Origin of the sequence: Bacillus altitudinis 41KF2b (assembly GCF_000691145.1) — a bacterium.
Lineage (GTDB): Bacteria > Bacillota > Bacilli > Bacillales > Bacillaceae > Bacillus > Bacillus altitudinis.
Genome location: NZ_ASJC01000001.1, coordinates 210,424 through 223,989, shown reverse-complemented (window position 1 = coordinate 223,989; position 13,566 = coordinate 210,424). Strand labels below are relative to the sequence as shown.

Sequence of the window (13,566 nt, the reverse complement as noted above, 5' to 3'; positions counted from 1 at the left end):
CACGCCATCACCTCTTCATCTTCGGATCAAGCGCATCTTGCAAGCCATCACCTAAATTATTAAAGCAAAACATCGTCAGCGAAATAAAAAATGCCGGAAAGAATAAACGCCACCAGTGGCCATTATCTGACAGCACTGTCGGCAAGGCGTCATTGGCCATCACACCCCAGCTTGCAAACGGGGCTTGAATCCCTAAACCGAGAAAACTTAAGAATGCTTCAGCAAAAATCGCTGTCGGTACAGTTAGCGTCATCTGGACAATAATTGGTCCCATCGTATTCGGCAGTAAATTTCTGCGGATGATGCGCAAACTTTTTGCGCCAAAGGTTTTCGAGGCAAGGACATATTCTTGGCTTTTCAGCTGAAGGACTTGACCTCTCACGATTCTTGCCATCCCGATCCAGCCTGTGACAGTGAGCGCCACAATAATAGTGACAAGCCCAGGCCCCATCAGAACCATCAATAAAATGACGACAAGTAAATACGGCAGACCGTAAAGCACCTCGACGATCCGCATCATGACATGGTCATACTTCCCGCCCTTATATCCTGCAATACCGCCATAGATGACACCGATCGCAAAATCAATGAGAGCGGCCATCACGCCCACAAATAACGAAATGCGTGCGCCATACCAAGTACGTGTAAACACATCACGTCCAAGCTCATCTGTTCCAAACCAGTGAGCAGCTGACGGCGGCAAGTTTTGCATGGAAAGCCGCTGTTCTGTCACACTATTCGGCGCAAGGAGTGGACCTAATACAGCCATGACGAAAAGAAAAATCAGCACCGATAAACTAAACATAGCGAGTTTATTTTGTTTTAACCGTCGCCAAGTATCTGCCCAATACGAAAGTGAGGGTCTTTTAATGGCATGGACTTCAGATGTCTTTTGTTCTTTAGGCGCAAACCATTCATCTGGCACTTCATGCGCTTGATTCATTTGATCATGCTGAAGGTGTATACTCATGCCTTTCCTCCTTTCTGATGCAGCTGGATCCTTGGATCAAGCAGACGATATGTCACATCTACAATGAAAAGAAGGGTAATTAAGATGATGCTGTAAAAAACAGTGGTTCCCATGATGACAGGATAGTCACGGTTATTAATACTCTCGACAAAGTATTTTCCCATTCCAGGGATCGCAAATATTTTTTCAATCACAAAACTGCCAGTTAAAATACTTGCGACAAGCGTGCCAAGGATCGTGACAACAGGTAAAAGTGCATTCCGCAGGGCATGTTTAAACACAATTTTATAAGGGGAAAGTCCTTTCGCTTTTGCAGTTCGAATATAGTCCTGCGACAGCACTTCAATCATGCTCGATCTCGTTAACCGGGCAATGATCGCCATTGGACCTACCGCCAGTGCAATGGTAGGAAGCACCATATGCATTGGACTTGTCCACATCGCTGTAGGAAAGAGCTTTACATTCACAGCAAGCTGCTGAATTAATAAGGTAGCAAAGATAAAGTTTGGTATGGATATACCGAAAACAGCAATCGTCATGGCGATATAATCAATCAAGCCATTATGCCGGAGGGCAGCCATGATTCCGAGCAAGATACCGGAGATGACAGCAATCAAAATAGAGATAAGACCAAGTTCTAATGAGACTGGAAAACCTCTCGCCAATAAATCATTGACACTTTCAGAAGGCTTTTTAATGGAAGGACCAAAATCAAAAGTAACGATGGATTTTAAATAGATCATATATTGAACATAGAGTGGTTCGTCTAAGTGATAGTAGCTTTCGAGGTTTCGCTGGACAGTTTCGTTTGTATTTCGTTCTTCATTGAAGGGCGATCCTGGGATGACCTTCATTAAAATAAACGTTAAAGTTGTGATGGTTAAAATCGTGGCAATCATGGCAATCAAACGCTTGAGCAAAAAGCTGGCCATCTGCTGTCTCCCCCTCGCTTAACAAAATGTTGTACGTGCGGCAAGCTCTGTCATGACAAGCATCGCTTGGTAGGCTTCTAATATATTCTCTGCTTGGTACGTCACCGTTGTTGTCCCTTCGATGATGGCCGTACCCGGCATTAAATTCGCCCATTCGGCTTGTCCATAATTGGCAAACTCGATTTTCAGCACTGGCTGCTCAGGAGGCGTGAGCGGCTTCATTTGATGAATTTGTTTCATGGCAGCTTCCACTTGCTGCGAGATGAGGGTGCTCACTTTCGCTGGTGTTAAGCATTTCACAGCAGATCTTGAAATGGTTTCTTTCACCGCCACTGTTTTCACGCCAGGCATTAACTTTTCAGCTTCAAGTGCTGCTTGATCGTCTCCGCATACAAGAATGACCGGAACACCATAATAGCCTGCGACATACGCATTAAAGCCCATTTCACCAATCGGATGATCATTTATGTAAAAATGTCTGACACCAAAAATCATACTGTGAGACATCACACCTTTCATTGATGCCCTTGCATGATAGCCTAAAAAAACAGCGGCATCATACGTTTGATCTAATCCTTGGACCATTGAATAAGGCTTTACATCACCTGATATGAGAGATGCTTCCTCATGCAAATCTTCAATCAACAGATTATTCATTTTAGAATGGCTATCATTCACTAAAATATCGGTCGCCCCATGTGTAAGAAGAGCTTCTACACAGGCGTTCACTTCACCTGTCATGATTTTTCTCCCGCGCTCATAATTGTGCTGGCGGCTATCAACAAATGTATGATCAGCTAGACCAGTAATTCCCTCCATATCGACTGATAAATAGAGCTTCATCCCCATCCCCCTTTAATTAAACTTAAAATTTGTGTATATTTTTCTAAATTTTCTAAAAAATTATATGAGAACTTGATTGATTTTTCAATACAATGTCTGAAAATAAGGAAATTAGACTCAGGTAATACAGGTCAAAAGCATTGATGATAAAGGATTTAATTTACAGAAAAAACACCACTAGCTATGTCTTTAGTGGTGTTTGTCTGCTTCATCGATTTGCGATTTTAGTTGCGCATATTTTTTCATCGTTTGTGTAAACAAGTCATCGAACATTTGCGGTGCCTGCTGCTGGATGACTGCAGCGCCTTCTCCTGTAATCCCGCCTTTTGTTGCGACCCTGTTCACCGTTTCAGCAAATGTCAGTCCGTGTTCAACAAGAACTTGTCCTGTACCGAGCAGCGCATATGTTAAAAATTCATAGGCTTCTTCTAAAGAAAGCTCACTATTCCGAACAGCGGCTCTCGCCATTTCTTCAAAGATTGCTGCAATAAAGCCCGGAGAAGAGCTTGTCAAATTACTCGCCGCATCAAAGCGGTCCTCTTCCACTTCCCTGACGATACTAAAAGCTGAAAGCAGGCGGTGGAGCCGTTCTTGCGCCTCCTGCCCAGCGGTTTCACCATGCGCCACAAGGGATACACCCGTGCCTACGGCTGATGTCAAAGTGGGAATGTATCTAGACACCGGCTGATTCGTATGTTGCATTAATTTGTCTAACGTGACAGCCGCTGCCACTGATACGATATGAAGAGATGTCTTTGCGAGGCTCAGTTGATCTAAGACATCAAGTACAGCAAGCGGTGGTACACAAACAAACACGACATCACATGATGCAGAGATGTCATCTAAAGAGCAAATGTTGACATGCTGGTTCTTCTCTTTCAGCTGTTGCAGACGCTCCGTTTCACTTCTTGTATGGATCATAAACTGACTGGCATGAAGTACTCCTTTGTCCAGCCATTTTTGTACCATCATATCTGCCATGCTTCCATATCCAATGATTCCAATAGTCTCCACAGTTTAATCTCCTCTATTTTGCTTAGATTCACTACTTATTTTAACAATTTCCCACAATGTTTTCATTTTTATCCCACACTTTTTTCTTACGATAAAGTCAGTATCCACCACATACGGTCAAACATCTTGAACACATACATGTAAAAATCGATGAAAGAGAGTGATCTTAATGACACAACACAAAGATGAAAAACACACTTCTTATGAATTACAAACCATTGAACAGCCGAAAAAAACACAGAAGAAGCCAAGTGGCTGGCTGAAGCCATTTGTCAGCGGGATTGTAGGCGGTACGTTAGCGTTAGGTGTTTACGTTCTAACTCCATATGCTCAGCATTCAGAAAATCATTCAACTGATTCGTCAACGAAAACAGCCGCTGTATCGACAAATGATACAAGTACAAATTCGTCAAAAACAACAGCGTCACAAACATCGAATTCGACCAGCAGTATTTCAAGTATGGTCGAAAACGTATCACCAGCCATCGTCGGCATTACAAACTATCAAACACAAAGTCAAACAAGCACAGATTTTGGCGATATGAACACACCTTTTGATGGATCACAGCAAAATCAAAACAGTAGCAGTCAAGAGCAAGAAAGCGGTACCGGATCAGGGGTTATTTTCAAAAAATCGGGCAGTAAAGCCTATGTATTAACAAACAACCATGTGATTGAAGGAGCAAATAAATTAACAGTCTCCTTGCATAATGGTAAGACGGTGGAAGGAAAAGTAGTCGGTTCTGATCCGCTAACTGATCTTGCTGTCGTGGAAATTAGCAGCAGCGGCGTTACAAAAGTCGCTGAACTTGGAGACTCCTCATCCCTTCGTGCAGGAGAAACCGTCATCGCAATCGGAAACCCGCTTGGTGAAGATTTATCAAGAACAGTGACACAAGGAATTGTCAGCGGTGTCGATCGAACAGTGTCTATGGATACATCAGCTGGCGAAAGCAGTATTAATGTCATTCAAACAGATGCAGCCATTAACCCCGGCAACAGCGGCGGGCCGCTTTTAACAACAGACGGAAAGGTTGTGGGGATCACCAGTATGAAAATTTCTGAAACAGGTGTGGAAGGTATCGGGTTTGCGCTCCCAATCAATGATGTCAAACCAATTGCAGAGCAGCTTCTCACAAAAGGAAAAATCGAACGACCTTACATCGGTATCAGCATGCTGGATCTCGAACAAGTACCAGATGCTTATCAGCAGGAAACGCTTGGACTGACAAGCAGTCAGCTGGATAAAGGCGTGTACGTAAAAGAAATCGCTACTGGCTCACCTGCTGCCAAAGCTGGATTAAAGACAGAGGATGTCATCACCGCCATCAATGGCAAAAAAGTGACAACCGGCAGTGAATTACGCCACGAGCTTTACACGAATGCAAAAGTAGGAGATACCATCAGCATCACACTCGTTCGTAATGGAACAGAAGAAACAAAACAAGTGACATTAACACAATCTGAATCAAAGCAAGTCAGTTCTTAACGAAAAAAGCAGCTCAATTTTTATGAGCTGCTTTTTTCATGTTCACTTGATTGGGACCAATCTTTGTTCAATTTCTGCTCGTTTGTGCTCTAAAAATGGTGGAAGTGCTAATTGATCACCAAGTTCATCCACGCTTTCATCCACTGTGAATCCCGGACCATCTGTTGAGATTTCAAACAAAATGCCGTTTGGCTCTCTAAAATATAAGGCTTTAAAATAAAAACGTTCTACAACACCAGAGTTGGTGAAACCGGCTTTGGCTATTTTATCATGCCATTTTTCAAGCTCTTCTGCGTCCGCTACACGAAAAGCTACGTGATGAACACTCCCTCTGCCAGATCGCTCAACAGGTCCTTCTGCTTTTTCAATGACATGAATCTCTGTTCCAGCTCCGCCTTGTCCTGATTCAAAAATCGTTACGATTTCCCCATCATTTGATTGTTCACGTGCTTTTTCTGTGAAACCAAGGATGCTCGTTAACACACTGATCGTTTTATCTGCTTCTGCGACTGTTAATTCTACTGGCCCCAAACCTCTGATCGCAAAATCAGCAGGAATCTCATCATGCACTGGCGGCTTCGCTTCATCTTGCACGCTTGGTTCTACAGTCAAAAACAGCTGCTGTCCTTCTGGATCTGTAAATTTCAAGGCAGGTCTGCCACCTCTTAAAGAAGCTGTTTCTTTCTTTACACCTTTTTCTTCAAAGCGCTTTTCCCAAAAAGTGAGTGCCTCTTCTGAAGTGACAATCAGACCTGTGCGTGAGATCGCATTTGTTCCGTCCAGCCGGCGGGCGAGCATCGGTATTTCAAAAAACGTCAGCTCTGTACCAGGTGAGGCGACCTCATCTCCATAAAATAGATGATACATCGATGGATCATCTTGATTGACTGTTTTTTTCACCAGTTTTAAGCCAAGGATTTGGCGGTAGAAATCAACGTTTTTCTGAGCATTTGCTGTTAGTGCCGATACGTGGTGAATCCCATTTATTTTCATTGTGTTCACTCCTATTATAAAATATCTCGAATTCAAGATAATATCCTTATGAATAAAATAGGTCATTTTAGAAGAAAAGTCAACCATTCGGCTGCATCTTTATTGGATGTTCGGTTTTCGCCTATTAAATTAACATTACATCAAAAATATTCTTATATTGTTCGCTTTTAAGATAACATTCATCCTAATATCCCCAATAAACGAACACTTTTAAATACAAATACGAAAATCAGAAAATTTTTTTAATTCTTGTTTTCCTAAAATCGTATTACAATGAACAAAATACATGTCACAGTAACGTATGAAAGTGATGCAGGAGGTCGTGTGTAATGAACAAAGAACAACCAGCGTTAAAACAAGACATCGGCTTATTTTTTGCCCTATCTCTTGTCATCGGAACAATTATTGGATCTGGCGTTTTTATGAAGCCTGGCAACGTCCTTTCTTATTCAGGAAGCTCAGGCATCGCCTTATTCGCATGGCTGTTAGGCGGGATCTTAACCCTTGCAGGCGGACTCACAGTCGCTGAAATTGGTACACAAATCCCACGTACTGGCGGTTTATATGCCTATCTTGAAGAAGTATACGGTGAATTTTGGGGCTACTTATGTGGCTGGGTGCAAATTATTATTTACGGACCAGCGATTATTGGTGCTCTTGGTCTTTATTTTGGTTCATTATTAGCTAATTTATTTTCTCTTTCTTCTTTATGGGCTACAACCATTGGCATTATCACCGTTCTTTTTTTATGTGTGATCAACATCATGGGAACGAAATACGGTGGTTTTGTCCAAGGACTGACCACGATCGGAAAACTTGTTCCAATTGCAGCAATTATTGTGTTTGGCTTATGGAAAGGAAATGAACATATTTTCACAGCCGTCAATGAGAGTATCGCTCAGATGAACTTCGGTGCAGCAATTTTGGCAACATTATTCGCCTATGATGGCTGGATTTTGCTTGCAGCGCTTGGCGGTGAAATGAAAAATCCAGAGAAACTGCTTCCTCGCGCGATGGCAGGCGGTATTTTAATTGTCACAGCATGTTATCTCTTTATTAACATCGCCCTTTTGCATGTGTTACCAGCTGATCAAATCGTTCAACTAGGTGAAAATGCCACAAGCACAGCTGCTACAATGCTCTTTGGTCCCATTGGCGGTAAAATTATTAGTATCGGAATCATCATTAGTATCTTTGGCTGTTTGAATGGAAAGGTTCTTTCGTTCCCGCGTGTCATTTTTGCGATGGCAGAACGAAAACAAATTCCATTTGCCAAAGCCATTTCACGCATTCATCCTACTTTTCAAACACCTTGGATCGCTGTATTTGTACAGATTTTGATTGCCATTGTGTTTATGATCGTCAGTAATCCCGAGAAGCTGTCAGAGGTTTCGATTTTCATGATTTACATCTTTTATGTGATGGCCTTTTTCGCTGTCTTTAAGCTAAGAAAACAAAACAAGGGAATAAAGCGCGCTTATAGCGTACCACTTTACCCGCTCACACCGATCATTGCGATTATCGGCTCTTTCTTTGTCTTAATCAGCACCATGATCACCGATTGGCAAAGCTGCCTGATCTCCATGCTGATCGGCATTGCCGGACTGCCGATTTATTACTATATGAAAAAAACACAAAATAAAGCAGAGCGCTAAGACAGCCTCTGCTTTATTTTTTATATTGCTTAATGACCTTATAAGATTCGTTTAAATATCTCATCAGCCGGTATGGCTTACTTAAAACCCGGATGGGGAGTCTTGAAATAAATCCATTCAGATTCGCCTTATACTCCTGCGTCATCCGCTTCGGCTTTGTCGCAATTTTTTCATATACTTCTTTGTAAAATTCCTTTATGATGTCGACTTGCACACTGATTTTCTGATGACACTCTGTACACTCAACGCTTTTCATCTGATCATTCACATAAACGATGCTGTGGAGGGTCTCTTCTTGGCACCGAGTACAGTGTAGGTTTGCTTCCATTTCGGTTTTCTTCAAGATACACAGCTCCTTTCTCGTTTGATGTTGCTCTTTTTATACAATACGATGGCTGTCAGCTGTTTATTGGACAGATGCTTCCTTTAAAATAGCTGCCGCAGTCAATTCATCGGTGACGAGCACCTGAATAAAGCCGCCGTTTAAGGCCCCTAAAATACTTTCAGCCTTATGGGTTCCTTCCACAACTGCGATGACTTTTTTCACGTTCTTTAATTGTTCTAACGATAATCCAATCACCTTTTGGTTCAGCTCATCTTGGACTGGTTTCCCTTCCCCGTCAAAGAAACGAAAACCAATATCACCAACAGCTCCTGATTGCCTTAAACCAGACAAATCTTCTTCTTTTAAATAACCGACTGTTTTTAATGTAGAGCCTTTATGCGGATTCCCAATACCGATGAGGGCAATATCAACATTTCTGCCTTCTTCAAGCACAGCTTCTATGTCCTGCATCGCCATCAGCCGCTCTTTTAATTCTTCTGTTTCTAAGATCGCAGGTGCATATAAATAGGAGCACGTACCATTCATTTTCTTTGCCAGCTCATACGCCAGCTGATTCGCGTGAATGTCGACCGCCTGCCTGCCCATTCCACCCTCTAAAGGAATGACTTTGACATCGTTTCTTCGTTCAAATGGATATTCCTTCACGAGCTCGGCAAGTGTGGTCCCCCATGAAATACCGATTTTCTCAGCGCCTTTCATGTTTTTAGAAAGATAATAGGCGCCCGCTTGACCGACTGCCCGTTTGACCATCTCAGACATTGTCCCGACACTTGGAACAACGACAGCATCCGTTAATTGAAAGGTCGTTTCCAGCTGTTTTTCAAGTTCCACTGTATGAATACTTTCGTCTTTAATGTACACTTCAACGATTCCCACATCTTTTGCTTTTTGTAAGAGCTTTGAAATGACTGGTCTTGAGACATTGAGTTTTTTTGCAATCTCTTGCTGCGTCCACCCGTCTGTATAATAAAGATGAGCAACCTTGACGAGCTGTCGTCTTTCTTCCCAATTCAGCATGTGACATCATCCTTTTAATATACTATGATTACCAGTATACCAAACATTCGTTTCTAATTGGAACAATTGTTATGAAAATGACAAAAAGAGCGATCAACTCTCCGCTCTTTTTCCCTCGCTATATTTAGGCTGATACGTTCTCCCGCCGTCTAATAACAGTATCTGTCCGTGCAAATAGCTTCCCTCATCACTTGCGAGAAATAAAGTGACTCCAGCAATATCTTCTGGTTTTCCTAATCTCCCGATAGGAATAAGGGATCGAAGCTGACTTTTCTCAAGCTCAGTCGGATAGAGCGTATCAAGCATCTGAGATTCAATGACGCGTGGTGCAATGACATTGATGCGGACATGATGGGAACCCAATTCCTTTACAAGCGAACGCATGAGACCAAATGCCCCGGCTTTTGACGCGTAATACTGGATGCCGCCGCCAGAGCCTGTTATCGCAGATCCTGATCCAATAATGACAACGCTGCCTTCTTTCCGCTCACATAGATAGGGTGCTAATGCTTTGATGCAATAGAAAAGACCATATAGATTCACAGCCAGTGTCTTTTTCCAAAGTGAAAAATCAACCTCTAAAAAAGGAAGGGATTTCGTCATTCCTGCTGAATAGACAAGATGCCCAATGCCACCCAACTCCCTTTCAGCTGCTGACACCATTTGCTGAACACTTTCCCACGATGAAACGTCAGCTTGGAACGTCAGCAGCTGAGGATGCTGTTGTTTTAAAAGCGAAAGTCCTTGTTCATCTATATCTGACACAGCTACACGATGCCCTTCTTTTAAAAAACGCTGAGCAATTTCTTTGCCGATTCCTTGGGCGCCACCTACGATGAGAACTGGTTTTTGTTGATTAGCCAGCGCTCTCACCCCCATCAAGCATAATTGCTGCTCCATCTGTAAATGCACCGTACGATGTACTTAAGAAAACCGTCATATGAGCCACCGTCTCCTTGATTTGCTCTTTGTCAGGAAGCAAATGGAGAGGCGGCGGAAGTAGTGCCAATACCCGGATGCCTTTGTCTTTAAATTCGCGCGCTAATCCTTTTGTCATGGCATTCAACATACTATTAGATGTAGCATGTGAGATCCCGCCATCACCTGTTATGCTGCCTGATGAGGAAATATTAATGATGCAGCCCTGCTTCTGATCCACCATATGCCACACAGCGGCTTGACTGGAAAGAAAGACTGTATTTACGGATCTTTCCACTTCATCGACCCATATCTCAGGACTTACGTCATCAATCTCCTCATCTGCTTTTTGCTCGGCTTGATTGACTAAAATATCAAGCTTGCCGCATGTATCGATGACTTGCCTTAGCATAAGCGTAGCATCACGCGGTGTCTCAAGCGGATTGATGACAACAGTCGATTGGCCGCCTAATTTTTCAATGTCTTCGCTTATCGACTTTGCTTTTGATTCATCACGAAAAGCGTGTATGAAAACATGTGCACCTGCCTGGGCCAAAGCTAGGCAGATGGCTTCTCCAAATCCATCTGTGCTATCTGTCACAAGTGCCACTTTCTGATGAAGCTGGACGTGCACACGGATCTCCTCCCTATCCCTTGTTTGGCATTTATTTTCTCAGCTTACTCACAATATCAAGAGCTGCTTCATAAAAGCCTTCTGAGATGGTTGGATGCGGGTGAATCATTTTGGCCATCTCTTCCGCTGTTCCTTCTAAATACATAAATGAGGAAGCCTCTGATATCATCTCCGTTACATGCGGACCAACCATTGTAGCGCCAATGACTTCACCATATACGGTATCGTACACGAGTTTAATAAAACCGGTTTGAACACCTGCTGCCAACGCTTTTCCACTTGCAGCTAAATCAAATCGCTCTGCCCGCACGTTCAGCCCTTTCGCTTTCGCCTCTTTCTCAGTCAGTCCAACACTCGCTACCTCTGGCAATGTATAAATACATCTAGGAACGATGTCGTGATTCATTCTTTCAGGTTCGCCGCATATATTGCTGACCGCAACAGCTGCCTCTGCCATTGCCGCATGAGCGAGCTGATAGCCGCCGGCTACATCTCCAATTGCATATACACCTTCAACACTTGTCTTCATCTCGTCGTTTACTTTAATAAAAGGACCATCCAGCTGAAGATCAAGCTGACTGACAGCAGAGACATTTGGTCTTCTTCCGACGCAAACTAGCAGTCTTTCAGCCGTAAAGATGTGCGTCTCTCCTTTATCGTCTGTCGCATGAATCGCTTTGACTCCTTCGCTTTCTGTTACCTCTGTCACCGTCGTTTTCTTTGCGATATGGATGCCTTTTTTCTTCAATTCTTTTTCTAGTAATTTCGAAGCTTCTTCATCTTCCTGCGGAATAATCGACGGAGCGGCTTCTATAATGGTGACTTTTGATTGGAGACTCTGGAAGATGCATGCCAGCTCAAGACCAATTACACCCCCGCCAATGATGACTACAGATGCAGGAATATCTGGGATGTCAAAGATCGTATCACTTGTGTCAAATTGAATCTCTTTGAGCCCTGGAATAGGCGGAATAGCAGGTGATGAGCCAGTGGCAATGATCAGCTCTTTTGTTTCAATCGTTTCTGACCCATCTTGTTTTTCAATGTCAATGCGATTTTTTGTGACAGCTGTGCCTCTGCCGTTATATACATCAATCTTTCCTTGCTTTAATAAAAAGGCGATTCCGCCCCTGAGTTTTTCGATGACATCATCTTTACGTTTTCTCATTTTATCGAAGGAAAGAACCATCTCACCTGTTTCGATTCCCCAGCTTTTTGCTTTCTCAATGGATTCAATGACTTCTGCATGTTTGAGCAGTGTCTTTGAAGGGATACAGCCTCGATTTAAACAAGTCCCCCCTAGAAAATCCTCTTCAATCAATGCAACTTTGTGTCCACGTTCAGCGGCTTGAAGGGCGGCAGTGTATCCGCCAGGCCCTCCGCCAATGACTGTCAGATCATACGTTTTTGTCATCCGATTCATCTCCTACATTAGCAATTCAAATGGTTGTTCAAGCACTTTTTTAAGGTCTGTTAAAAAGGCTGCTGCTGGTGCACCATCTACCACTCGATGATCAAATGATAAACTGACGCCCATCATTGGCCGCACCTGAATTTCTCCATCGATCACTACAGGTTTTTCTTGAATGCGTCCAACGCCTAAAATCGCCACTTCCGGCTGATTAATAATTGGGGTAAACGTGTCAATGGCATACATCCCTAAGTTACTAATGGTAAATGTAGACCCCTTCAACTGGTCTGGCAGTAGCTTTTGATCGCGTGCATTTCGACCAATTTCTTTTGCTTCTTTTGTGAGCTGTTTCAGCCCTTTTTGATTTGCATGAGAGATGACCGGAACCATTAAGCCGTCTTTCACAGCAACCGCAAGACCAATGTGCACATCCTCATGGAAATGGAGCTCATTTTGTTCAAACGTCATATTGATTTGCGGATGGCGCGTGAGGACACTGCTGACCGCATGGATGATGATTTCTGTAAACGACAATCTGTAGCCTGTCTCTTTTTCAATCGCTGGGAGCAGCTGTTTGCGCACTTCTTTTGCTTTTGTCATATCAATTTCACTTGTTAATGTGACGTGCGGCGCTGTAAAGGCACTTTGTGACATGCGATCTGCGATCACTTTTCTCATCCCGGCTAGTTTTTGTGTTCTCACTGGAGCAGCCTCTGCCTTTAGTGCGCCTGCTGCTGTCACATCACTCTTCATGATTTTGCCGTGAGCGCCAGAACCAGCAACATTCGCTAAGTCGATCCCTTCACGAGCAGCCACTTTTCCTGCAAGTGGTGATACGCGCTGGCCTTCCTCGCTCGTATGAAGGGCCGCTTCGACATCCCGTTTTTGAATTCTGCCTTTTGGTCCTGTACCAGATACTTCGTGAATGGCTACTTGGTGATCTTTTGCCGTTTTTCTCGCTGCAGGAGTTGCGCGTACTTTCTCACCCACCGCTGGTTCAGCTTCAGTCGAAACAGATGGTTCAGATGGTGATGACGTTCCGCTGTCTTCAGAAGATGCTTCATCTGACTGCGCTGGCGGCTCGCTCGGTACCTGCTCATTAGCCTCTCCGATATATCCAATGACAGCATTAACTGGAATCTGATCATCTGCTTCGTAATATTTCTTTAGAAAAACGCCATCATCATAGGCTTCAACCTCGATATTGATTTTGTCTGTCATAATCTCAAATAGAGGCTCACCGATTTCAACCGAATCTCCTTCTTCTTTAAACCATTGAAGCAAGGTACCGATCTCCATCGTACTGCTTAGCTTCGGCATAAATATCTCTTTTGGCATGATCTT

At 43.3% G+C, this 13,566-nt stretch carries 13 protein-coding genes; 2 read left to right on the top strand and 11 right to left on the bottom strand.

What is annotated here, in order from left to right; translation table 11 throughout:
* Positions 1-7: 7 nt before the first annotated feature.
* The 4 genes from BA79_RS01170 to proG form a co-directional block, all read right to left on the bottom strand.
* Positions 8-970 carry an ABC transporter permease gene (locus BA79_RS01170; protein ID WP_008346230.1) on the bottom strand — a complete coding sequence of 321 codons (963 nt, stop codon included), beginning with the start codon at positions 968-970 and terminating at the stop codon, positions 8-10.
* Positions 967-1,902 carry an ABC transporter permease gene (locus tag BA79_RS01165; protein WP_008346233.1) on the bottom strand — a complete coding sequence of 312 codons (936 nt, stop codon included), beginning with the start codon at positions 1,900-1,902 and terminating at the stop codon, positions 967-969. The genes BA79_RS01170 and BA79_RS01165 overlap by 4 nt, the downstream gene beginning before the upstream one ends.
* A gap of 18 nt (positions 1,903-1,920) precedes the next feature.
* Positions 1,921-2,745 carry a M55 family metallopeptidase gene (locus BA79_RS01160; protein WP_025207215.1) on the bottom strand — a complete coding sequence of 275 codons (825 nt, stop codon included), beginning with the start codon at positions 2,743-2,745 and terminating at the stop codon, positions 1,921-1,923.
* Between the two features lie 189 nt (positions 2,746-2,934).
* Entirely contained in the window at positions 2,935-3,759 is an 825-nt protein-coding gene (gene proG, locus BA79_RS01155) for a pyrroline-5-carboxylate reductase ProG (protein ID WP_025207214.1), read from the bottom strand.
* A 169-nt stretch (positions 3,760-3,928) separates the two neighbouring features.
* On the opposite strand from proG, the gene BA79_RS01150 reads away from it, so the two are divergent.
* Positions 3,929-5,248, top strand: a complete 1,320-nt coding sequence (locus tag BA79_RS01150; protein WP_035700451.1) for a S1C family serine protease — start codon at positions 3,929-3,931, stop codon at positions 5,246-5,248.
* 42 nt (positions 5,249-5,290) lie between these two features.
* Here the strand turns inward: BA79_RS01150 and BA79_RS01145 are convergent, their stop codons facing one another.
* Positions 5,291-6,241 (bottom strand): ring-cleaving dioxygenase, encoded by a 951-nt coding sequence (locus tag BA79_RS01145; protein WP_017359141.1) that lies wholly within the window; start codon positions 6,239-6,241, stop codon positions 5,291-5,293.
* A 329-nt stretch (positions 6,242-6,570) separates the two neighbouring features.
* On the opposite strand from BA79_RS01145, the gene BA79_RS01140 reads away from it, so the two are divergent.
* The gene (locus tag BA79_RS01140) at positions 6,571-7,896 is read left to right on the top strand and encodes an APC family permease (RefSeq protein ID WP_035700447.1); all 1,326 of its coding nucleotides are present in this window, start codon (positions 6,571-6,573) and stop codon (positions 7,894-7,896) included.
* A gap of 13 nt (positions 7,897-7,909) precedes the next feature.
* Here the strand turns inward: BA79_RS01140 and BA79_RS01135 are convergent, their stop codons facing one another.
* The 6 genes from BA79_RS01135 to BA79_RS01110 form a co-directional block, all read right to left on the bottom strand.
* Positions 7,910-8,239 (bottom strand): hypothetical protein, encoded by a 330-nt coding sequence (locus tag BA79_RS01135; protein WP_017359142.1) that lies wholly within the window; start codon positions 8,237-8,239, stop codon positions 7,910-7,912.
* Positions 8,240-8,302: 63 nt separating this feature from the next.
* On the bottom strand, positions 8,303-9,259 hold the full coding sequence (locus tag BA79_RS01130) for a sugar-binding transcriptional regulator (protein WP_017359143.1): 957 nt from the start codon (positions 9,257-9,259) through the stop codon (positions 8,303-8,305).
* Between the two features lie 93 nt (positions 9,260-9,352).
* Positions 9,353-10,138 carry an SDR family NAD(P)-dependent oxidoreductase gene (locus BA79_RS01125; protein ID WP_035700444.1) on the bottom strand — a complete coding sequence of 262 codons (786 nt, stop codon included), beginning with the start codon at positions 10,136-10,138 and terminating at the stop codon, positions 9,353-9,355.
* Entirely contained in the window at positions 10,116-10,811 is a 696-nt protein-coding gene (locus BA79_RS01120; RefSeq protein WP_024719603.1) for an SDR family NAD(P)-dependent oxidoreductase, read from the bottom strand. The genes BA79_RS01125 and BA79_RS01120 overlap by 23 nt, the downstream gene beginning before the upstream one ends.
* 31 nt (positions 10,812-10,842) lie before the next feature.
* The gene (gene lpdA, locus BA79_RS01115) at positions 10,843-12,225 is read right to left on the bottom strand and encodes a dihydrolipoyl dehydrogenase (protein WP_035700441.1); all 1,383 of its coding nucleotides are present in this window, start codon (positions 12,223-12,225) and stop codon (positions 10,843-10,845) included.
* A 12-nt stretch (positions 12,226-12,237) separates the two neighbouring features.
* Positions 12,238-13,560 (bottom strand): dihydrolipoamide acetyltransferase family protein, encoded by a 1,323-nt coding sequence (locus BA79_RS01110; RefSeq protein ID WP_035700439.1) that lies wholly within the window; start codon positions 13,558-13,560, stop codon positions 12,238-12,240.
* Positions 13,561-13,566: the final 6 nt, after the last annotated feature.